At 41.0% G+C, this 21,102-nt stretch carries 21 protein-coding genes; 12 read left to right on the forward strand and 9 right to left on the reverse strand.

All coding sequences use genetic code 11. From position 1 onward, the window contains the following. Positions 1-257 precede the first annotated feature (257 nt). From AT15_RS01715 to AT15_RS01760, 10 genes are all read left to right on the forward strand, one after another. Positions 258-1,529, forward strand: coding sequence for an extracellular solute-binding protein (locus tag AT15_RS01715; protein WP_068345765.1), 1,272 nt, complete (start codon positions 258-260; stop codon positions 1,527-1,529). Between the two features lie 76 nt (positions 1,530-1,605). After that, positions 1,606-2,523 carry a carbohydrate ABC transporter permease gene (locus AT15_RS01720; RefSeq protein WP_068345767.1) on the forward strand — a complete coding sequence of 306 codons (918 nt, stop codon included), beginning with the start codon at positions 1,606-1,608 and terminating at the stop codon, positions 2,521-2,523. Between the two features lie 10 nt (positions 2,524-2,533). After that, on the forward strand, positions 2,534-3,403 hold the full coding sequence (locus AT15_RS01725; protein ID WP_235598473.1) for a carbohydrate ABC transporter permease: 870 nt from the start codon (positions 2,534-2,536) through the stop codon (positions 3,401-3,403). Between the two features lie 24 nt (positions 3,404-3,427). Then, complete coding sequence (locus tag AT15_RS01730) at positions 3,428-4,450, forward strand: 3'-5' exoribonuclease YhaM family protein (protein WP_068345769.1); 1,023 nt, start codon at positions 3,428-3,430, stop codon at positions 4,448-4,450. A 335-nt stretch (positions 4,451-4,785) separates the two neighbouring features. Beyond that, complete coding sequence (locus AT15_RS01735; protein WP_068345771.1) at positions 4,786-5,637, forward strand: hypothetical protein; 852 nt, start codon at positions 4,786-4,788, stop codon at positions 5,635-5,637. Positions 5,638-5,847: 210 nt separating this feature from the next. Beyond that, positions 5,848-6,765: a 4-hydroxy-tetrahydrodipicolinate synthase gene (gene dapA, locus AT15_RS01740; protein WP_068345773.1), complete on the forward strand. Its 918-nt coding sequence runs from the start codon at positions 5,848-5,850 to the stop codon at positions 6,763-6,765. A gap of 43 nt (positions 6,766-6,808) precedes the next feature. Beyond that, on the forward strand, positions 6,809-7,825 hold the full coding sequence (locus AT15_RS01745) for a sialic acid TRAP transporter substrate-binding protein SiaP (protein ID WP_068345775.1): 1,017 nt from the start codon (positions 6,809-6,811) through the stop codon (positions 7,823-7,825). 54 nt (positions 7,826-7,879) lie between these two features. Next, positions 7,880-8,389: a TRAP transporter small permease gene (locus tag AT15_RS01750; RefSeq protein WP_068345777.1), complete on the forward strand. Its 510-nt coding sequence runs from the start codon at positions 7,880-7,882 to the stop codon at positions 8,387-8,389. After that, positions 8,380-9,675 (forward strand): TRAP transporter large permease, encoded by a 1,296-nt coding sequence (locus AT15_RS01755; RefSeq protein ID WP_068345779.1) that lies wholly within the window; start codon positions 8,380-8,382, stop codon positions 9,673-9,675. Before AT15_RS01750 ends, AT15_RS01755 begins: the two co-directional genes overlap by 10 nt. Before the next feature lie 13 nt (positions 9,676-9,688). Continuing rightward, positions 9,689-10,447, forward strand: a complete 759-nt coding sequence (locus AT15_RS01760; protein WP_235598474.1) for an IclR family transcriptional regulator — start codon at positions 9,689-9,691, stop codon at positions 10,445-10,447. On the opposite strand, the gene AT15_RS01765 is transcribed toward AT15_RS01760, so the two are convergent. Continuing rightward, the gene (locus AT15_RS01765) at positions 10,442-11,920 is read right to left on the reverse strand and encodes an FGGY-family carbohydrate kinase (protein WP_068345783.1); all 1,479 of its coding nucleotides are present in this window, start codon (positions 11,918-11,920) and stop codon (positions 10,442-10,444) included. The genes AT15_RS01760 and AT15_RS01765 overlap by 6 nt on opposite strands. 4 nt (positions 11,921-11,924) lie before the next feature. Next, positions 11,925-13,343, reverse strand: a complete 1,419-nt coding sequence (locus AT15_RS01770; RefSeq protein WP_068345785.1) for an L-fucose/L-arabinose isomerase family protein — start codon at positions 13,341-13,343, stop codon at positions 11,925-11,927. Positions 13,344-13,570: 227 nt separating this feature from the next. Between AT15_RS01770 and AT15_RS01775 the strand changes: the two genes are divergently transcribed. Then, positions 13,571-14,092, forward strand: a complete 522-nt coding sequence (locus tag AT15_RS01775; protein ID WP_268766418.1) for an LURP-one-related/scramblase family protein — start codon at positions 13,571-13,573, stop codon at positions 14,090-14,092. Positions 14,093-14,292: 200 nt separating this feature from the next. On the opposite strand, the gene AT15_RS01780 is transcribed toward AT15_RS01775, so the two are convergent. The 4 genes from AT15_RS01780 to trpS are packed head-to-tail and all read right to left on the reverse strand — an operon-like array spanning position 14,293 to position 17,287. After that, positions 14,293-15,030, reverse strand: coding sequence for a pseudouridine synthase (locus AT15_RS01780; protein WP_084251390.1), 738 nt, complete (start codon positions 15,028-15,030; stop codon positions 14,293-14,295). After that, on the reverse strand, positions 14,957-15,550 hold the full coding sequence (gene scpB / locus AT15_RS01785) for an SMC-Scp complex subunit ScpB (RefSeq protein ID WP_068345790.1): 594 nt from the start codon (positions 15,548-15,550) through the stop codon (positions 14,957-14,959). The genes AT15_RS01780 and scpB overlap by 74 nt, the downstream gene beginning before the upstream one ends. Beyond that, positions 15,550-16,302: a segregation and condensation protein A gene (locus AT15_RS01790; RefSeq protein WP_084251391.1), complete on the reverse strand. Its 753-nt coding sequence runs from the start codon at positions 16,300-16,302 to the stop codon at positions 15,550-15,552. Before AT15_RS01790 ends, scpB begins: the two co-directional genes overlap by 1 nt. A 1-nt stretch (position 16,303) precedes the next feature. Next, complete coding sequence (trpS, locus tag AT15_RS01795; RefSeq protein ID WP_068345792.1) at positions 16,304-17,287, reverse strand: tryptophan--tRNA ligase; 984 nt, start codon at positions 17,285-17,287, stop codon at positions 16,304-16,306. A gap of 94 nt (positions 17,288-17,381) precedes the next feature. Between trpS and AT15_RS01800 the strand changes: the two genes are divergently transcribed. Further along, positions 17,382-18,122, forward strand: a complete 741-nt coding sequence (locus AT15_RS01800) for a CPBP family intramembrane glutamic endopeptidase (RefSeq protein ID WP_068345794.1) — start codon at positions 17,382-17,384, stop codon at positions 18,120-18,122. Between the two features lie 4 nt (positions 18,123-18,126). Here the strand turns inward: AT15_RS01800 and AT15_RS01805 are convergent, their stop codons facing one another. The 3 genes from AT15_RS01805 to AT15_RS01815 are packed head-to-tail and all read right to left on the reverse strand — an operon-like array spanning position 18,127 to position 21,100. After that, a complete protein-coding gene (locus AT15_RS01805) occupies positions 18,127-18,960 on the reverse strand; it encodes a carbohydrate ABC transporter permease (protein WP_068345796.1) in 834 nt (277 codons plus the stop codon). A 13-nt stretch (positions 18,961-18,973) separates the two neighbouring features. Next, positions 18,974-19,849: a carbohydrate ABC transporter permease gene (locus AT15_RS01810; protein WP_068345798.1), complete on the reverse strand. Its 876-nt coding sequence runs from the start codon at positions 19,847-19,849 to the stop codon at positions 18,974-18,976. Positions 19,850-19,909: 60 nt separating this feature from the next. Beyond that, entirely contained in the window at positions 19,910-21,100 is a 1,191-nt protein-coding gene (locus tag AT15_RS01815; RefSeq protein WP_068345799.1) for a sugar ABC transporter substrate-binding protein, read from the reverse strand. Positions 21,101-21,102: the final 2 nt, after the last annotated feature.

The raw sequence follows: 21,102 nt of genomic DNA on the forward strand, positions 1-21,102 counted from the left end.
ACTACCAGTGTACTAACACTTGCATTATATCATGAGTACTGCAAAATTCATCCTTGACTTATAGAAGTCAAGGTCTTCTTTTGTAAAAATCGATAAATAGAGAATAATATTCGCAAAAGCGGAAGGCTTTCTATATTTGCTTCATATAACTTAAACTTCTAAACCCCATATTTCAATATGGAGATGAGAAGATAAGAGGTATAATACTTCCGTAGGGTTTATCTGTTTTTCCATTTTTACACAGGAGGTGGGGAAATATGAAGCGAGTTGTTATGATTCTTTTTGTCCTTAGCTTATCACTGCTTCTTCTGGGAGCAGATAAGATCGAACTGCTTTTCTGGACACATGAAGACCCTAACAGAACCGAGATCGAAAATAGGTACATTGAAGAATTTGAAGAAATGTATCCCGACGTGACAATCAAAAGAGTTACTTATCCTTCAAGGAAGATTCAGGAAACAGTTTTAACAGCCTTTGCAGCCCACAAAGGGCCTGACATTTTCAACATGGAGATTAACGACGAATATCCTTACATCGTTAACGGAAGGGTAGCCCCGATTGATCCTAAGGCTGCTGGATACGACAGCCTTCAGGCAATATACGGCAATTACCTTGAAGGGGTGCTCGATCCCGTGACCTATGATGGCAATCTCTACGGACTGCCCCTGGAACTAACGAACTGGTGTATATTTATCAACAAAAAGTATTTCAAGGAAGTGGGGCTTGACCCTGAAAAAGATTACCCGAAAACCTGGGAAGAAATGGCTGATGTATCTGAAAAATTAGTTATCAGGGACGGAGAAATTTTGTTAAGGCGTGGATTTGACTTCCGCTACCCTTACTATTTGACTTTCCTCGTTCCAATGGTTGAACAGCTTGGCGGCGCTCTGTTAAGCGAGGATGGAAAAACCGCTATTATCAACGATGAAGCCTGGCTTAAAGTGCTGGAATACTTCAAAGAATGGGGACCAAACGGTAGAAATCTTGGATCTCCTACTTATACAAATGCAAGGAAGCTTTTCAACAAAGACAACAACTCCGTTGCCATGTGCCTTACAGGGCTTTATCAGGAAGGCAGGATCAGAGCTGACAACCCCGAGTTTTACGAAAGCGGAGAATGGATGGTCGTGCCCTTCCCGAGATTTGAAAATGCAGTGAATGATCTTGGAAGCGCTTACTATGGGCATTATTACATGGTAAATGCGGAAAGCTCAAAAGACAAACAGTACTGGGCCTGGAAATTCATAGCCTTTATGCTAAGCCATCCTGAAGAGTACCTCCTCAAGGTAGGTCTCATTCAACCTCAAAAGACTCTTCTTGAATCCGAAATTTTCAAGAATATCCCTTACTCTGACGTGTTCTTAAACGACATGGCAAAATCGCATATTATCACTATCCACGAAAAAGCGCCAATGATGCAGGATTTGTTAAAAGAAGCTGTAGAGTCAGTAATGCTCACAAATGCCACACCGGCTTTTGCTTTAAAAAGGCTTAAAACAAAGATGAATGAACTCCTTGAAGAGTGGTGATTACATTCAGGCAGACCCCTTTTAAGGGGTCTGCTTTTGTTCTTAAAGACGAGACGTGGTCAAGGAGCGTGAAAATGTGGCACATAAAAGAAGAGTACACAAAGGTATAGAGAGAAAAAAGGCTATATGGGGCTGGATTTTTGTCGCGCCTTCTTTGCTATTTTTTTCTCTTTTTAGCTTTTATCCCATTGCCAATGCTTTTTATACCAGCCTTTTCAAGAAAGATTTACTTTCATTAAGACCACCAAAGTTTGTGGGTATTAAGCAATACACTTACCTGTTGACTTCTCCTACCTTCTGGAATTCTGTCAAGGCGACAGCCATATTCACTCTCGGTACTTTTATACCCCTTGTAGTATTTAGCCTTATTTTTGCAGCCTTCATAATGTCAAGAAAACGCTTCCAGAAGTTTTTCCAGATGGCATATTACTCACCAGCTGTTTTGTCTTCAGTTGTAGCTGCGGCAATATGGTTACTGATTTTAGATCCCAGGGGATTGGCAAATCAATTCGTAAATTTCCTTTTGAATTCACCCGGAGTTGATCATAAGTGGCTGGCAAGTATCGGAATGGTCAGGTTTTCGACCGTACTGGTTTATTTCTGGAAATACGTTGGATATTTCACGATAATATTCATTGCAGGTATGGCAAGTGTACCAAGAACTCTTCATGAAGCGGCGAGAATAGACGGAGCAAATTCATGGCAGGCTTTCTGGCGAATAACTTTTCCGTTGATAAAGCCTACAACACTTTTAGTATCGGTAGTTGCGATGATCCAATGCTTAAAAACTTTTAGCACACAGTACTTGTTTGTTCAATCAGGTGCTCCAAGGGGCCCCATTGATGTTATCACTCTCAACATTTATTACACAGCCATCAGGGATCATCGAATCGGTCGCGCAAGTGCAATGAGCATCATACTCTTTGCTATAATGCTTTTCTTTACCTGGTTCCAGCTCAAAGTCTCAAAATCTGAAGAAGTTAGCTATATGTGAGGTGCTTCCGATGATGACAATCAGCATCGCTAAAAAGAAAAAGCCACAATCCCTTATTGTAGATATATTCATATGGTTTTTCCTGATAGGTTTTGCAATCATTATTCTCGCACCCCTGGCATTTATGTTTACAGCATCTTTAATGCCTTCCAGCGATGTAATGAGGCTTCCCTACCCCTGGATACCAAAAAGCTTTTACTGGCAGAATTTCTGGCAGGCAATACGGGGAAATGATGGCTCTTTCATATACATTAGAAACATTATAAATTCAGTTATCGTTGCGGTCTCGATAACCCTTTCAACAGTCTTTCTTGCGGCACTTACGGGATATGGCTTGGCCAAATTCCCTTTCAAAGGAAGGAATGTTGTTTTTCTCCTGATAATGACCACGATGATGATCCCCTTTGAAGCCATTATGATTCCTCTTTATCTAATTGTGACGAATTTTGGTTGGCAGGACTCTTATATAGGACTGATCGTACCTTTCCTGACAAATGCCTTTGGCGTGTTTTTAATGAGGCAATATTTAATCACCTTTCCAGATGAAGTGATAGATGCTGCGAGAATTGACGGTGCAAGTGAGTTTAGCATTTTCTGGCGAATCATAATCCCAAATAGCATGCCTGCAATTGCAACACTGGCAATTCTCACTTTCAGATCCCAATGGGATAATCTCTTGTGGCCACTGCTGGTTGTCCAGAGTGAAGAAATGAAAACCATACCCCTTTATATTATCAAATTCTCCACTGAAAAATACACCAATGAAGGTGCAATGATGGCGGTGGCAGTTATAGCAAGTCTGCCGATGTTCGTACTGTTTTTCACTCTATCCAAGTACTTTTTAAGCGGTTCGTCTCTTTTCTCTTCTCGAAAGGGATAGCCTTTACTATGTGGAGGTTTGCAAATGATACAAACGGAAAAGGGATCATTTCCAACGATAAGTGATGTACTCGAAAAAGTTTCTGAAAATCTTTACGACATCGAAAATTTCGTGAACGGAAAACCCGGTTTCTTCTTCCTGACAAACGTCACATCCAAAACCAAACGAAGTGGTGGAAAATATTATTCCTGCGTTGTTAAGGATAAAGATAGCTCATTTAATGCCAATATATGGGATTGGCCCGCAAATGAAGACCCTTCCTCTGGCAAAATAGCATTTTCTGATTTCAGCTATAACAACTACGGACTATCCCTAAAAATAAGGAAACTCATTTCACTGATTGAGCTGCGTTCACATATTGAAGGTATTGAAGAAGCCTTTATTCCCGTTGTGCCAAATATTGAGCAGCTTAAAATTGAACTCATGAAGCTAATAGATTCAGTTGAAGATTCCTATTTGAGAGCCCTGCTAAATAAAACAATTTCTCCTGAATCGGGTTCAGTAAAAGGTTTCTTCAGAGCCCCTGCTGCTACAAAGAACCACCATGTAAGAATAGGGGGATTGCTGGAACACAGCCTTCGTGTTGCCAAACTATCAATAAAATCGGTCGATTTGCTTAATTGTCCATATAACAGAGATTTGCTTATTGCTGGCGCTTTGTTGCATGATATAGGAAAGGTTTTTACATATGAGCACGAAAATTACACCTTTGAATTCACAGATGCGGGAATGTTTGAAGAACACATCGTTTTGGGCATACAAACACTTACAAAAGCCATCGAAAAAATTGATGGATTCCCACCCATTCTTGAACAGAAATTGTTCCACATCGTTGCGAGCCATCATGGGTTGAAAGAATGGGGCTCCCCTATCGTGCCACGTATACTGGAAGCGATAATTATTCATAATTGCGATCGTCTTGAAGCACAGATAGATGCCTTTGTGGAGATTTCAAAATCAGTCGCAAAAGACAGTAATTGGTCAGAATATTCCAGTATGCTGGGCACAAGGGTTTTCCTCTCTGATTATGAAGAGAAAAACGATTGATTGTATTCTTCTTTTGCTTTTCTACTTCCAATTTGCTGTACTTGCAGCCAAATAGAGTTATTCAAAGTGGCCATTTTCTGTATGGGCTGACATCTTTTATTGAAACCCGGCTACGAAAAGCAACTTGCAGCAATCTCCTTTGATTGCCTCTTTCACATAACTTGCATCTCCCTTCACTTTTATATTTCAGGAATTTTTAATGAGAGAGTGTCTAATATTCTTTGTACCCTGCTAAAAAATTGATAAAATTAAGCGAACGTATGTTTTGCTTAAACCTATGTAATACAAGTAATTTTTATCTACAAAAATTAATGTTAGCGAAAGGAGGTGTAAGCATGAAAAAGAGGGTCCTGATTTTTTTGGTTTCGGCTTTTGCACTGATAATGCTCATTTCTTCCTGTGCCCCCAGCCTTCAATGGTTCATCGCTCCAAAAACGGTTTTGATTGATGACACGCACAATAATTCTTACAACTTTGATGGTTACGGTGGTGCCGCTTTCTATGCAAAGTTGTCCACCATATTGCAGTCCATGGGTTACAGCGTGGCTTTTACTTCAAGTGCTGGCTTTGTTCCCGAAAACTACGGTGTTTTTCTTGCTGCTGCTCCGGTAAATGCATATTCTAACTCGGAGATGCAAAAGGTTGCGAATTTCCTCTCCAAATGCAATAGGAAGCTAATACTGCTTGGCGAGTGGTACGGCTATTATGACAATACACCGTTGAACTCTCTACTTACCTATCTTGGGTCAGGAATTTCTTTCAACAACAAAGAAGTATTCGATGACACTAATAATTACAACAGCACAAGTTATTGGCCTGTCATAAGCGACTTTGAAGTTCACCCTGTCACAACCGGTTTGAGCACTGTGGTCCTTTTCGCCACTACCACACTGAATGTTACCGGGAGCGCGGTAGCCTTGGCATATCCCAGTGCAACAGCTTATGTAACAGCACCATCAATGGTTTCTGGTAATAATTCATCGTATAGCCCAAGTTCTGAGAGCTTTGAACTGGAAATTATAATCGATCCAATCATTGTAATGGCTGCAGAGGAAGTGAAAAGAGGAAAGATTGTCGCAATAGGTGATGCAACATTGTTCGCCAATGATGTTTACAATTCACTTACAGATGACTTTATAGATATTGCTGAAAATACAAAGCTCTTAAAAAATATCATCAACTGGTAAAAGGTTCAGGTATTTCGCAAAAAGCTTCCTCGAAAGAGGAAGCTTTTATTTTGGGGAGGTGGTAGCTACAATTATTTGACATTAACTCACTTTATTTCGTTCAAACATCTTCTCATCGCTTCTGAGTAACTTTGTTTGGCTGAATAAAAAGTGTTATCATATCATTGTAAGAAACATAATTTCATTAAATGAGACAAAGGTGGGGTGAACATGCATGTAGTTGAAAAGTTCGGAAGAGTTCTAATTCCCATGTGTACACCTTTTAAAGAGGATTATAGTATTGACTACACTCTTGTAAAAAAGGTCGCGCGCTATCTTGTAAATAAGAAGTATTGTGATTCTCTCATTATTGCTGGTACTAATGGAGAGTTTTACACTTTCAGTTATGAGGAAAGAATAAAGCTTTTTGAAGCAGTTAAGGAAGAAATTGGCAATGATGTGCCTTTGATAGCTGGTACAGGCACAGCCTTTACCGGAGAAACCATTAAGCTAACCCAGGAAGCCGAGCGCATTGGCTATGATGCTGCTATGGTAATTGTACCCTACTTTTCAAGGCCACCCCAGGAAGGTATTTTTCATCATTTCTCTGAAGTTGCTAAAAACACTTCTATTCCCGTTATGGTTTACAACATTCCCCTATTCACCGGCGCAAATATCTCCCCTAATACACTCGCAAAACTTGTGGAAAAACACGACAATATTGTTGCAATTAAAGATGAAGCAGGGTTAAACCCTCTCCAAGCTTCGGAATTCACAAGAGTTACAGAGGGGAAGGTAGCTGTATATTCCGGTGATGACCTGATGGTACTTTCGGTTTTAAGTCAGGGTGGAGTCGGGGTTGTAAGCGGTGGATCTCACGTGATAGGAGATTTAATGCACAATATGATAAACAGCTTTCTCGCCGGAAAAATCAGCGATGCTGTAACCTTGTTCAAATCTCTATATGCCCTTTTTTCAGCATTCTTTGGCAAGAATCGAAGGTTAGAAAATCCTTTGCCAGCTGTAAAAGCAGCATTTGAACTGGAATCAGGATTACCCGTTTCCAGAGTAAGGCCTCCGCTAACTGGGTTAAAAGCCGAAGAAGTTGACATATTGAAGAATGCCATGAAAATTATAGGCAAATTGTAAGGGTTTTCAGTACCCAATTTTGCGAAAAGGAGGGGAAAGAAGCATGTTAAGGATTAGCAAGTTAGTTTTATTCACAGTGGTAATCATACTTCTGGGCATTGTAATAGTCGCAGAAGATCCGACATATGTATTGAGATTTAACACCGTTGCTGCACCAACACAGCCTCAGGTGCTTGCCATGCACAAGTTTGCTGATGTGGTTAAGGAACTAAGTGGAGGAAAGATTATCGTTCAAGTATTCCATTCGGGACAGCTTGGTGATCAGAAAACCTCGCTTCTTGCTGTGATGCGCGGTGATCTTGAAATGGCTGGCGATGGCGCGCCATCATGGTTTGCTGATCTTGGGAATATGCCAGAGTTAGGTGTCTTTGGAGCGGCATATGTTTTCAGAGACCTCGATCACATGTACTCGGTGTTACTTGGCCCAATAGGGCAGGAATATTTTGATAAGCTTGCTCAAAAATCTGGTTTGAGAGTTCTCGATGTTTGGTATCTTGGTACCCGCGAACTAAACCTCACAGCTAAAGCAGGGCCTGTAAGAAAGCCGGAAGATCTAAAAGGCATTAAACTGAGAATGCCCAACAACGAAACTTTCCTTGATATGGGCCGTGCCCTTGGTGCAATGCCTACACCCATGGGCTTTGGTGAAGTTTATCTCGGTCTAAAAACAGGAACTATCGATGGACAGGATAATCCCCTGCCAACAGACCTCGCTGCGAAGTTCGTTGAAGTAACAAAATACATAGTGCTCACCGATCACTCCATTGGAATTATTTGTCCCGTAATAAATGAAAAATTGTGGCAAAGCATGCCCGAGAAGTACAGGGTTTACATTAACCAGGCTATGAAAGTTGCGCGCTACTATATGAACTCAATAGTCCTTGAGCAGGAAGCGGAGCTGCTTGGAAAGTTTGTTGAAGAATACAACATGGAAATAATAATCCCTGACAAAGATGCTTTTATGAAACACGCCGTTGAATATTATTCACAGCCAAAATTTGACGAAAAATGGGGAGAAGGTATGTACAAAAAGATCCAGATGTATCCCTACACTGAGTAGATAAGCAATGGGCCCGTCGCTGACGGGCCCATTTATCGCTGTTGAGGTGATCATATGAAAAAGTTGTTCCTCAGGTTAATTGATCTTGTTGAAGTGCATTTTGCCTCCCTTGTACTTTTTACACTCTTTTTAAGCATGTTCCTTCAGGTTGTTTTGAGATACGTTTTTAATTACCCTTCACCCGCTCTCTTTGAAATTTCGGGGTACTCCTTCATATGGGTCGTATTTCTTGGAGCCCCCCTTGCTCGAAGATACAAAGCTCACATACGCTTCAATATACTTTATGAAAAACTTCCCAGGAAAGCTCAATTAGTTATCGACCTTATTATGGACATTGTTTTTAATGCAGGCATGCTTATTGCTCTCTTCCCGGTTTTGGATAATTTCGGATGGTATAAATTTTTAAGGTCTGATGTGTTGAGGATTCCGTGGACCTATCTGATTTTGTGCTTCCCGATTTTCATATTTCTTATTCTTTTACATAATTCTATATGGATATACAAAGAAATGAAAGAGCTTATTACCGGAAAAGCAAGTGAAATGGAGGCAAAACCATGGGAATAATATTGTTTCTCATTATTTTTGGAGCTGTTTTTGCATTGGGATATCCAATCGCTTTTGGTATGATAATGGGAGGTATTGCTTACTTTATTACTAGCGGAATAAACCTGTCAACGCTTACAGATATTATGGCTATACAATTACAGGCTAAAGATGTCCTTTTGGCTGTACCGATGTTTATTCTGGCTTCTAATATCATGAATGATTCGGAAATCACCGATAAGATCTTCGACTTTGTTAAAAAGGCAATGGGGCCTGTGAGAGGTGGACTGGGTTATGCCAACATAGTAACAAGCATAATCTTTGCTGGAATAAGCGGGTCCGAAATTGCTGATGTCGCAGGCATTGGAAATATTGAAATCAAAGCCATGTTAGATGATGGTTATGATGGTCCTTTCGCTTGCGCTGTAACATGCGCCTCGGCGACTATATCCCCTGTAATTCCACCGAGTATTCCCATGGTTATTTACGCTATGCTTACAGGTGCTTCCCTGGGTTATCTATTTCTCGCAGGTTTTCTACCCGGGCTTTTTCTTGGTGCTCTTGAAATGTTTATGGTCTTTTACCTTTCTAAAAAGCGAAAATACCCGAAGGGAGTTAAAGTTCCCTTTAGAATATTGTTGAGCGGTTTTATTAGGTCATTCCCGGGACTTCTCGCCCCGGTAATTCTTCTCGTGGGTATCTATGGAGGCATTTTTACCCCCACTGAAGCCGCTGCTGTTGTGGTTGGATATGTAATATTGGTAAGCTTTTTCATATACAGAACTCTCGGCCTTAAGAAACTCTACAAAATATTGATAAAGACTGTTATGAACATAGGATATATAAGTTTTATGATTGCTGCCGCCTTTGTTGTTAGCTATGTGATGTCAAGGGAGCAGGTTCCTGCATTGCTGACGTCTACATTCATGAAATGGGGGTTGTTGAACAGCAAGTGGCTTTTATTATTAAGCGCAAATATACTCTATTTCATTCTTGGTATGTTTATAGATGTTTCTGTTATTCAGCTTGTCGTGATTCCCATGCTGTTACCATTAGTGCAGGCAGCCGGGATCGATCTGGTGCATTTTGGTGTGGTAACAACTTTGAATCTGATGCTCGCTCTCGATACTCCACCATACGGACAAACCGGTTACATCACAAGTGCTATAAGCGGAACCCCTGTTGGCAAGGTTTTCAAAGAAATGCTAAAATATTGGATCCCCCTTGAAGTTTTAGCTCTGTTGATAATCACTTATTGGCCGGGTTTCGTTCTCTTTATCCCAAGAATTTTCGGTTATAGAGGCTAATTATAAGTATGAGGTGATACATTTGCAGTCTTTGGAACGATTCATAAGCATTCTTGAATCTTTCAGTGCCGAGCATCCTGAACTAAGCCTTGGCGAGCTCGTCGAAAAAACAAATCTGCCAAAGCCGACTGTATATCGCATAGTTGAAGCAATGGTTAAATACAACATTCTCAGCAAAAACAAAAAAACAATGCGTTATAAAGTTGGCGTTAAGCTTTTTGAACTGGGGAGTATTTATCTGGCATCAATGGAATTGAGAGATATCGCATTTCCTTATCTTGATTGGCTTCAACGCCAGACCGGTGAATCAATTCACCTTGGCATTCTGGATGGAAATGAAGTTGTGTCAATTGAGGGGCTTGAAAGTGCGCATTCTCTAAGATTGAAAGTGTGGATAGGGAAGCGTGCGCCAGTTCACTGTACTGCTATCGGGAAAGCAATCCTGGCGTTCTTGCCTTCTGAGGAACAGAATGAAATCCTTTCTGAAATCTCCTTGGAATCATTTACAAAGAGTACCATTGTTAGCATGGAAGAGCTTGAAATCGAGTTAAAAAAAGTTAAAAACGAAGGGATTTCTAAAGATCTGGGCGAACATGAAGATGGGATTCACTGCATAGGTGCACCAATCTTTGATAGAAAAGGCAATGTTGTTGCCTCAATAAGCGTTTCCGGCCCCGCTGTAAGAATGACAGAAGAAAAAATGAAAAAATATAAGCCCCTTCTTCTCAAAGCAGCAAATGGAATTTCAAAAAAGCTGGGGTACTCTTCATAGTCCCCCGGCTTTTATTCCCCTGTACAAACTTTCAAATCTCGCAAAAGCATCTTTGTATATCGAACCCCAATCCTTTATCGGTTGAGTTTTTTTGCCATCGGGCAGCCAATTTTTTATCTCTTTCATGTCATTAAACAACCCAATCGCAAGGCCGGCAAGGAAACAGTCTCCATATGGCGCATCAGAAGAAATTGCGAAAGATCGGATTTCCCTTTCGAGAACTGAAGCTGCTATTTCCAGCCATAAAGAACTCTTTGATATGCCACCCACGACCATCGTGCAGGGATTTACAGGTATTTTAGCTTTTTCTGCTGCCTTCATATTTAGTTTCAAAACATAAGCGATGGATTCGAGAAAAGCCCTGTAAAGGTGCGCTTCACCATGGCTAAGGCTGAGTCCATAGATGCACCCCCTTATGTCCATATCCCACAAAGGTGCGCGTTCTCCCATAAAGAAAGGCAAAACCGTTATCCCTTCTGCCCCCGGTGTTATATGCCTTGCCATAGCTTCAAGATGTGAAAGATTTCTTTCCTTATAAAGTGTCCTGAACCATTCGATTATCGCGCCGGCTGTTGTAGCACCTCCGAAAGAATATACCCGTTCTTTTCCGTTGACTACATAAGGGAAATTTACGAAATGCCAATCGAGATGATTCCCATTATGAATTGTTCCCCAGCACATAGAAGTGCCTATCATTGCGGTATTTTCACCTTCATCGCATACCCCGGATGCCAAAGTGGCAACAGCTGCATCGACACCTCCTGATACAACAGGAATACCCGATTTGAAGCCTGTTTCTTTTGCTATTTCTTCAGATAAATAACCCGCGATTGCTTCTGATGGCAAGATCTTCTCGGGGAGCTTTTCCTGTGAAATTCCCAGCGCTTTTAGCATCTCTTCTGACCAGTTACGCTTTCTCAAATCAAAAATGCCACCAATATTGCCAGCTGATGAAAAATCGGTGGAGATCTCCCCGGTGAGTTTATAAATAACGTAATCTTTTGGTGGCAAAAAGAGTGCAATTTTCTTCCATATATCTGGCTCGTTGTCATGTATCCACATCATCTTTGTAAACCCAAAATAAGGATCTACGGTATTCCCGGTAATCTCAAAGAGCTTTTCCACCCCTATGTTTATTTTCACCCATTCTGTTTGCTCAATTGCCCTTTTATCCATCCAGATTAGCGTGGGATAAACAGGGTTCATTTCACTGTCCAAAGGAACCCCTGCGCCCCCGTATAAACCACTTATGGCTATTGCTCTCACTTCCGATGTATCGACTTTCTTTGAGAGATCCTTCATGACATTCAAAACCGCGTTTAACCAGATCTGCGCATCACATTCTGCCCACAATGGTTTAGGCGTATTTATGGAGTAACTTGCCGAAGCTGAAGTAATCTCACGCCCCGATTCATCTGTAACAATGGCTTTAGTTGAGCTTGTGCCAATATCAATACCTATCAGCAAATCCATAAAATCACCTTCTATACAATTTGTAATCAATTCCGGATATTTCACAGAAGGTCTTCAATTCCTCGACATAATCGCCATAAACTGCATGACAATGGTTAGAACCATATGTTGAAAGGAATTCATCTATGGGAACTTCCAGTTTTGCAAAGGCATGAGGCCATTCGATTTGTGTATTTGCAGCCTTTTCTTCAGCTCTTTCACCCAGGTCGATAAACTCAGCCGGTATGATTGCCATCCAATATTTGCCGTTATTTCGCATGAGTCGGGCTATGGTAACCTTTCCTGGAGCCGCAATATGCCTCACAGAAGCACCACCTGCGGGGAAGTAAAAACCCTCCGGATAAAACTCTACATATTTGAGGTTTTCTTCTGGAATATAGGATTTTCCTGCAAAAAAGGTGGCGTGCGAGCCGGAATTGCACAAATCAAGCACATCAAATTCTGCATCATAATGGCGAACATCTGCAAAAAGAACAGGACTTCTGGAAATGAATTTCAGAATCTGCATTGTCAAAGCACCATCAGAATCAGCTTCTGTCGCACAAACTATCGGCTCATGTGGCCCATCCCAATCATATGGGTCGTTAAGAAAGGCTTCAGTAACATCCATTGTAGCGAAATTGTTTGTGAGTTCAGGTTGTGCTTTTATTCCAACGAAGTCAAGCTCCATCTCTTCCACTATATCCTTTACGGCGTAGTAGCTTTTTATCTGGAGCTCTAACTTGTCCGGAGTTAATTGTTTTCCATCATAGTGTATCCTCTTAATTCTTGCTTCAAGCCATTCCCTGGCTTTTTTGGTCATTCTCTCTGGTATCAGTTCGCTCCTTCTGATAATCTCATACTGGTCTATATGTTCAATATCTATGCCGAATAAGCTGTTCCATAGATCGACATTTGGAACAGCCGTGTACATACCCATGGGTCTCCCGCCAATAAGACCATAGCGCGAACCTTTCAGTCGGCTTTTTGTAGCTGCAGCTCTTATGAAAGCTATTATTTTTTGAAGGGCTTCATCACTTTCAATATCTCCCCATACACGTCTCGAAAGAGTGCCGTCGTGATCCAGACTCCCCGCCGCTGCAAGCATGCCCACCATGCCAGGATACTTTGGATTTACGTTCCCAAAAAGCAGAAAGGGTTGAGGCGCAAATTTGCTGGCAATTACCGTGAAATGCGGGAAAGCCCATACTGCATAGTTGAAAATCGTAACTTCCGCACCCTCGTTTCTCAATCTGAGTGCTTCTCGCTTTGCTATTGATGGTTTCCACACTATTTCAGAACCGGTTATCACCTCAATCTCACCGGTAGATTCAAGCCTTCCTTTGAGCTTTTCCTCAAATCTCTTATTGATTTCAACAAGATCTCTGTGAACGAACTCTCTGCCATCTGAAAAGGTGAGAATTCCAACTTTGATTTTTTCCATGGTAACTCCCCCTCCTATTTTCCCAATAATTCGATCTTTAATTCCCGAAAATTTGGGGCAAAAAACTCTCCAATTAGATTTTATCACCATTTCAGCTAATAAAAGCAGTGAGAAAGACTGAAAAATCACTTAAACCATTCACAATTTCATTTGTCGCATTGCTTTTTTGGTTTTTATCAATGGTGATAAAATGGCATCAGAGAAAATAATTAAGCACCTAAGCGTGAATTTTAACTTCAAAAAAATTTTTTGGGGGGAATATTATGCGTTTTCAAATTCGAGAAAAAGTCTTTTCAATAGGCGACAAATTCACAATAAAGGATCAATTTGGGGAAGACAGGTATTTTGTTCGAGGGAAAGTTTTTAGCCTTGGCAACAAGCTGTATCTCGAAGATATGCAGGGAAATGAGCTCATTTATATTGAACAAAAGTTGCTTCGGCTCTTACCAGAATATATTCTTTACAAAAATAACAAGCCAATCGCAAAAGTAAAAAGGAAAATTTCTTTTTTGCGTCCTAAGTTTGAAATAGAGGGTGAACTCGGAAATTTCGCGATCTCTGGAAACTACATGGCACACGAGTTTTCAATCCTCAGAGAAGGAACAACGATGGCAAAAGTATCGAAAAAGTGGTTTGCTTTCTCTGATATTTATGGCTTAGAAGTCTATTATGACGAACTGACCGAATTTCTCATAGCTCTCACCATCGTCATAGATCAGGTGCTTTACGATAAATCAAACCGTGATTGATTATGAAGGTTTCACATAATGCCATTTTGAATCCATAAGATATGCGATTCACGTTAGAAGAGAAGATATTCAGAAATGATAATGCTATATCATTGTCACAAAATTTATTTTGGCAAAACCATAGTGTAATAGTTCATGCTCATAATATATTATGAGTGCGACCCCCTATCCCCCCTTGGATAGAAAGCGCTCGGGGACCCTTAGCGGTCCCCTTTAATTATTTTAGATAATTCTTCTTCGTTCAATCTTTTTATCATGCCCGGTTTTGGAACTATGTCAATATTCAGTCCGCCTATTGCTGTTCTCTTTAAAGCTAACACCCGTTTATTTAGAACCTTAAACATTTCCCGGACTTCACGTTTATGCCCTTCGTGAATTATAAGCTCCACAATTGTACTCTTCTCTTTTTTCTTCAATACTCTAACCCTGGCCCCTGAGGTTTTGAAACCATCTTCCAATATCACACCTTTACTCAGGATTTCCAGCTCCTTTTCAGATAGAAAGTCATCTATTGTGGCTATATAGGTTTTTTCGATCTCTGAAGAAGGGTGAGCGATTTTGTTTGCAAAGTTACCGTCATTTGTCAAAAGCAAAAGACCTTCGGTATCTCTGTCCAGCCGACCTACATGAAACACTTTTTCTCTTATTTTGCCAGCCACAAGATCTGCAATAGTTAGTCTTCCCCTGTCATCTTTCATCGCAGTAATGATGCCTGCCGGCTTATGAAATGCATATACCACTTTCTCTTCATAGCGGGGATTTACTTTTTCATTATCGAGAAAGACATTAGAGAAAGAATCAATTTCTAACCAGGGATCAGTGATGACTCTGCCGTTGACTTTAACACGGCCAGATTTTATAGCTTCACCTGCTTTCCTTCGGGACAGATTCGTGTTCCTCTGAAGAAATCTTTGAAGCTTTTCCCTCAGTTCCTCCAACCTCCCCTAATGGCAATTCAAGCCCCTGAACAATTTCAGAAAGGTCATTTATCTGAAAGGTATCGTAAAATCTGTTGGTGACCTTATACAGATATGGACGCCCGGGAAGCTTGGATTTTGATTTCCTGATGAGTTTCATACGGCTGAGCTCTAAAAGCTGGGATTGCGATGATCTTCCTCTTATCAATTCCACGTCCGTGCGGGTAATCGGACCGCGTATAGCAACAATTGCCAACACTTCCATCTGGGAGTCAGTTATACTCACGATTGGTCTTTTGCTCAGCTGTGAGACATATTTCTGAACCTCTTTTTTGGTATAAAAGCGCAACTTACCCTTCACAACTTTCAAATTGACGCCATGATTGGGATTATTGTATTCCTCCTGAAGCTCTTCAATCAAAATCATGACCTGGTTGAGCTTCATTCCAAGGATTTTGGCTATTTTTTTTGGTTCAATTCCCTGCTTTGCTGCAAATATAAGTGCTTCTACCGCGGCTTTTCTTGTAAGTTCGGTGGCCATTATTTCACCTTCCCGATTTTCTGCTCTTCATTAATCTGTTCAACAACAGTTTCCATAACATTAAAAACTCTTTTTATGAGTGGTTCAGGATCCAGAGTTACTATTTCGTATTTCCCATATTTTATGAGTTCAAGCACCGCGAGAAATGTAACAATCGCTTCTATTCTGCTTTTACAACTTTTCAGCAATTCTAAAAGCCTTATTTGTGGGTATTCGTTCTCCAGTTCTTCCATGCGTTCTTCCACGCTGTACAACTCTGCGGTTATCGTATATACCTTTTCCTTCTCAATCGCCTCTTTTAGTATGCTTTTAAAACTTTGGACGAGCCTCTCGGGAAGGGTATCCACTGAGGTGTCTTCCTCGGTAATCCCAACTTTTACCCGTTCATAAGAGTAGGACTCGTACAATTTTTCTCTGAATCTGGTTGATAGTTCTTTGAGGGTTTTGTATTCTTCTATCTGGCGGTAAAGCTGTGTCTGCTGCTTTTTGAGCTCCTCTGCTTCCTGAGGGCTCAATCTGGGCAGAAGTGCTTTTGACTTCATCTGCATAAGAGTTGAAGCCATAACGATAAAATCACTGGTGACTTCCATATCGAGCTTTTTCATCTTTTCAATATGTGCCATGAATTCATCTGCAATGACCGTTATCGGTATAGAACGGATATCGAGTCTGTGCTTTCTTACAAGGAAAAGCAGCAAGTCCAGTGGACCCTCAAACTCCGGTAAAGAATAAACGAGCTTAAGTTGCTCCATTTCACCAGCTCACTTTCATAGCACTTCTTACCTTCACCATGGTTTCTTGAGCGCTCTTACGAGCCTTTTTGTTTCCCTCTTCGATAATATCCATTATAATATCAGGGTTTTCATTAAAAGTTTCTAATTTCTCCCATACAGGCTGAAGTTTAGATACAAGGTTTTTATGTAACACTTTTTTGCAATCAAGGCATCCAATACTCGCGGTTTTACACCCCTGAATAACCCAATCGAGTTCCTCTGGAGAATGGGTAAAGGCTTTGTGGTAAAGCCAAACGGGGCATTTTTCTGGATCTCCTGGATCGGTCCTGCGTTTGCGTGCAGGATCTGTCATCATCGGGGCTATTTTCTTCCACAGGCTTTTTTCATCATTATCTATGAGAATGAAATTGTCGTAACTCTTGGACATCTTTCTGCCATCTGTACCGGGTAACTTTGTCACTTTGGACAAAATTGGCTTTGGCTCAGGGAAAACTTCTTCAAAAACGTTGTTGAATTTTCTGGCAATTTCTCTCGTTAGTTCTATGTGATAAACCTGATCTTCGCCAACTGGAACTCCATCTGCGAGATACATGAGTACATCAGCAGCTTGAAGGACAGGGTACAGCAGAAAACCCGCGCTTGAAAGGTCTCTATCTGTTATCTGCTCCCTTTGCTCTTTATATGTCGGCATCCTCTGAAGCCTTGGTACAGGAACGAGCATCGATAAAAGCAGAAAGAGTTCCGCGTGTTCCTTAATTGCAGATTGTATGAAAAGAACGGACTTCTCTGGATCCAATCCGGCTGCGACATAGGTTTTTATTATATCTATGGTCCATTCCTTAAATTCCCCGGTGCTATCTATATGAGAAGTTAACGCGTGCCAGTCGGCTACAAAGTAATAACACTGATTTCCCTGCTCCTGGAGTTCAACCCATCTGTCAAGTGTAATAAGATGGCCAAGATGCAATTTTCCTGTTGATCTCATTCCGCTCAAGATACGCATTCAAGCACCTCCAACTATGTTTGCCTTCTTGAGTATTTTATCATATTGCCCTGTTTAATTCCCCTTATGCTATCCTTGAAGCAGGAGGTATAAAATGCCTTATTTGCTGGTTCTCTTTCTGATATTGCACGTGCTCATTATACGGCTTTTTGGAAAAGCATTGGAGAGGAAAACTCAGCTAAGGGGATTCGCATTATTGCTGGTTCTTTCGCCTTTCAGTATATCCCTCAGTCTTCTTTTTGCCAGGATTTCTGGTTTGAGTTTCCGGGAATTGGGGATTTCCCTTGGAGATTTTATCCCCGGGATGCTTTTTTTCATATTATCAGTACCTATGGGGTTGCTCTCTTTTTTCAGCATCTTGCGGGCTCCGGCGGTATGGATAATGAGAATAAGATATGGAAATGTAGATAAGTCCCGACCTCAACTCGTTTACAGCTGGTTGGTTGTCGGAGTCGTTGAAGAACTACTGTATAGAGGTTTCTTTCAAGGAGGATTGAGTAAATATATTAAAACGAATTTTTTTACTGTGGAACTTGCAACTGTAATTGCAAGCATTGTATTTGTTTTTATTCACATTGGCAACGTTCTGGTAAAAGCAGAAAGTTTCAGAAACTTCCGCAAGGATTTTGTCCCGAGACTTTTCGCTTCATTCATACTAGGATACAGCTTCCAGATATCCCGCAGCCTTTTGTATCCCGTGCTCATCCATAATCTGCTGGATGGACTGACAATGACGGGATTGATTTACAGAAAAAAGAGGATCCTTAACGAAAGGCATGAAATCCTTTTCAGCAAAGAGCCAGTCCCAAAAAAGGACGAAGGTCAGGAGAAGTAACTCCCTAAAACTTCATTCCGCTCATCGAAAGCCCTTTGATTATGTACTTTTGTGCAAAGAAGAACACGATTATGATTGGAATGATAACAATAAAGGATCCGGACATTTGTAGTGCTATTTTTTCACCGTATTGTCCTTGAACAACTGATATAGCAACGGGAAGCGTATACATTTTTTCGTCAGTCGCCACAATCAATGGCCATAGGAAAGAATTCCATGCTCCGACGAAGTTGAATATGGTAAGTGTTGCAAGAGCTGGCTTTGAGAGGGGCAAGATTATTTTCAGGAATATAAAGAATTCCTTCGCGCCATCCATTTTTGCCGCATCTATAAGTTCATCCGGTATGCTCATGATAAACTGCCTCATGAAAAAAATCCCGAAAGCGCTGGCTACACCCGGCAATATTAAACCAGCATAAGTGTTCAAGAGGTTCAAAGAATTCAAAATGAGATAAACAGGAATAAGCGTCATTTGTCCGGGAACCATGAGGGTAGCAAGGACAAGGAGAAATAGTTTCTCTTTGCCTCGAAACCTGAATTTTGCAAAGCCATATCCCGCCATTGCAGAAAGCATTACCGAAAGAAATGTCGAAGTAACCGCAACAATGACCGTGTTTATAAGCGGCCTTCCAAAATCAACGGTCTTGAAGAGCTCAACATAATTGTCAAAAGTCGGTCTGTGGGGAACCCACCTTGGAGGAAATATATATATCTCATCTGGGTTCTTAAAAGATGTGGAGACCATCCAGAAAAAGGGAATAGCCATAATAAGAAATGCAGCCAAAAGAATTGTATGTACACCCAATTGTTCAATAAAGGGAATTTTTTTCTTTCTCATGTTTTCCAGCTCCTCATTCCTGATATTTCCGCAAACGCATCTGGATAGCGGTAAGTGTTAGGATGATGCCAAAAAGCACAACCGCGACAGCTGAAGCGTATCCAAAATTGAACTGATAAAAACCCTGTCTGTATAGATAAAGCACTATCGATATGGTCGAGTTCAAAGGGCCGCCTTTTGTAAGCATATAAGGCTCTTCAAATAACTGAAGGTAGCCTATAACAAGCATTACACTAACAAAAAGCAATTGAGGTCTAAGTGATGGTACTGTTACGTGTAAAAATTGTTTCCATCGATTTGCCCCATCGAGTTCAGCGGCTTCATACAGGAAATCGGGTATATTTTGCAATCCCGCAAGAAAGAGCAACATATTTGGCCCGATAGCTTTCCAGACAACAAGAGCTATTATAGAAGGCATTGCCCATTTTGGATCAGACAGCCAATTTTGCCCGGCAATTCCGAAAAGACCAAGGAACCAATTCAATAAGCCATATCTGGGGTTGAGTAACCATGCCCAGACTACTGCAATAGCAACGGTATTTGTTATTGAAGGCAAATAAAGGCTTAAGCGAAAAAAGCTTTTAAAATGAGTTGCACTCCTGTTCAGCAGCAGTGCAAAAAGCAACGAGAAAATTATGGTCAGCGGCAACGCGACAACCAAAGCGTAAAAAGTATTGAAGAGCGCTTTCCAGAAAATCACATCGGAAAAAAGATCGATGAAATTTTTAAACCCAACGAATTCAGCATTTTTCCAATCAAAGATCGCATATACATTAAAATCCGTTACAGAAATGAGCAAAGATAGCACTATTGGAATGATTATGAACACTGTCATGATGAACAGCGCGGGACCAAGAAAAATCAAAATAGCACTCAACCGCGTTTTCATGTTTTACTCCTTTCTCAAAATATGCCACCCCTTCAAAGAAGGGGTGGCGTTTGAGGGGAATTACTTTAAGACCTTTGATATCTTCTGTGTCATCTCTTTAATAGCTTCATCTGTAGTGATCTTTCCAAGAACCCTTTTTTCTAAAACACTTTCTACAATGGATTCAATCTTCTCCCATTCTGCAATATTCGGCGTTGCTTTCGCATCTTTCAACTGTTCGCCAAAAACAGAGGTGAAGGGATCGCTTTTTAGCTCTTTGTAGTTCCATACTTCCTTAACAGCCGGTAGAGCTTTTAGAAGCTGGTACCACTGAAACTGCGTCTCCGGTCTGGACATAAACTCAAGGAATTTCCACGCCAATTCTTTGTTCTTAGAGGTCTTTGATATTACCCAGTTGCTCCCGCCCATAAAAGAAGTTCTCGTGATTTTCTCGGGCATCAAGGCAACTGCCCATTTTCCATCGATTTGTGGTGTTTGTTCATGGATCATCGAAACCATCCATGGACCGGTGAAAAACATGGGAACAAATCCCGAAGCAAAATCCTGAAATATATTTCCGCTACCGGCTTTTGGAACGATATCCTCTTCAAAAAAGCGCGCAAAATAATCCAGAGCTTCCATGAATTCAGGGGTGTCAACTCCGGGTTTGTTGTTTTCATCGATCACCGTTGCACCATTTTGCCAGACAAAGGGAATGAATTCCTGTATTTCGTTTGTCTGAAATGTTAGTCCATACATTTCAGGCCTTTCAGCCAATTTCTTTGCCGCATCATATAATTCATCCCAATTTCTGGGTGCTTCCGTATATCCTACTTCGGCAAGTAAATCTGTACGATAAAATAGAACCCTTGTATCAACATACCATGGAATTCCATACACCTTTCCCCTGTAAACACAGGTGCTCCAGGAACCCGGAAAGAATTTTTCTTCGGAGATTATTTCTGAGTTTTTTATGTACGCTCCCAGATCCTGAAAAGCACCCATGGCACTGAAACTCGGCATCCACGTTGTTCCCATCTGAATCACATCAGGAAGCTGCCTTCCAGCAACTCCGGTAAGCAGTTTCTCGAAGGCATTACTCCAGGGCAAAGCCTGAATTTCGACTTTAACCCCGGGGTTTTCTTTTTCGAATTCCTGTATGATGACTGGCAAAGTTTTAGCTTCTTCTCCCATTGCCCAGATTTTGAGTGTGGTTCCATATATGGAAATAGCAAATAAAATCAACAGAATTGAAATGACCAATTTTTTCATGG

The organism is Kosmotoga arenicorallina S304, assembly GCF_001636545.1.
Taxonomy (GTDB): Bacteria; Thermotogota; Thermotogae; order Petrotogales; family Kosmotogaceae; genus Kosmotoga_B; species Kosmotoga_B arenicorallina.

Coding starts and splice junctions, on each gene's coding strand:
- AT15_RS01765 (WP_068345783.1), bottom strand. CDS start 11,920: ATGGATTTGCTGATAGGTATTGATATTGGCACAAGCTCAACTAAAGCC.
- AT15_RS01715 (WP_068345765.1), top strand. CDS start 258: ATGAAGCGAGTTGTTATGATTCTTTTTGTCCTTAGCTTATCACTGCTT.
- AT15_RS01770 (WP_068345785.1), bottom strand. CDS start 13,343: ATGGAAAAAATCAAAGTTGGAATTCTCACCTTTTCAGATGGCAGAGAG.
- AT15_RS01735 (WP_068345771.1), top strand. CDS start 4,786: ATGAAAAAGAGGGTCCTGATTTTTTTGGTTTCGGCTTTTGCACTGATA.
- AT15_RS01790 (WP_084251391.1), bottom strand. CDS start 16,302: ATGGAGCAACTTAAGCTCGTTTATTCTTTACCGGAGTTTGAGGGTCCA.
- AT15_RS01750 (WP_068345777.1), top strand. CDS start 7,880: ATGAAAAAGTTGTTCCTCAGGTTAATTGATCTTGTTGAAGTGCATTTT.
- trpS (WP_068345792.1), bottom strand. CDS start 17,287: ATGCGTATCTTGAGCGGAATGAGATCAACAGGAAAATTGCATCTTGGC.
- AT15_RS01800 (WP_068345794.1), top strand. CDS start 17,382: ATGCCTTATTTGCTGGTTCTCTTTCTGATATTGCACGTGCTCATTATA.
- AT15_RS01730 (WP_068345769.1), top strand. CDS start 3,428: ATGATACAAACGGAAAAGGGATCATTTCCAACGATAAGTGATGTACTC.
- AT15_RS01725 (WP_235598473.1), top strand. CDS start 2,534: ATGATGACAATCAGCATCGCTAAAAAGAAAAAGCCACAATCCCTTATT.
- AT15_RS01745 (WP_068345775.1), top strand. CDS start 6,809: ATGTTAAGGATTAGCAAGTTAGTTTTATTCACAGTGGTAATCATACTT.
- AT15_RS01755 (WP_068345779.1), top strand. CDS start 8,380: ATGGGAATAATATTGTTTCTCATTATTTTTGGAGCTGTTTTTGCATTG.
- scpB (WP_068345790.1), bottom strand. CDS start 15,550: ATGGCCACCGAACTTACAAGAAAAGCCGCGGTAGAAGCACTTATATTT.
- AT15_RS01805 (WP_068345796.1), bottom strand. CDS start 18,960: ATGAGAAAGAAAAAAATTCCCTTTATTGAACAATTGGGTGTACATACA.
- AT15_RS01815 (WP_068345799.1), bottom strand. CDS start 21,100: ATGAAAAAATTGGTCATTTCAATTCTGTTGATTTTATTTGCTATTTCC.
- dapA (WP_068345773.1), top strand. CDS start 5,848: ATGCATGTAGTTGAAAAGTTCGGAAGAGTTCTAATTCCCATGTGTACA.
- AT15_RS01810 (WP_068345798.1), bottom strand. CDS start 19,849: ATGAAAACGCGGTTGAGTGCTATTTTGATTTTTCTTGGTCCCGCGCTG.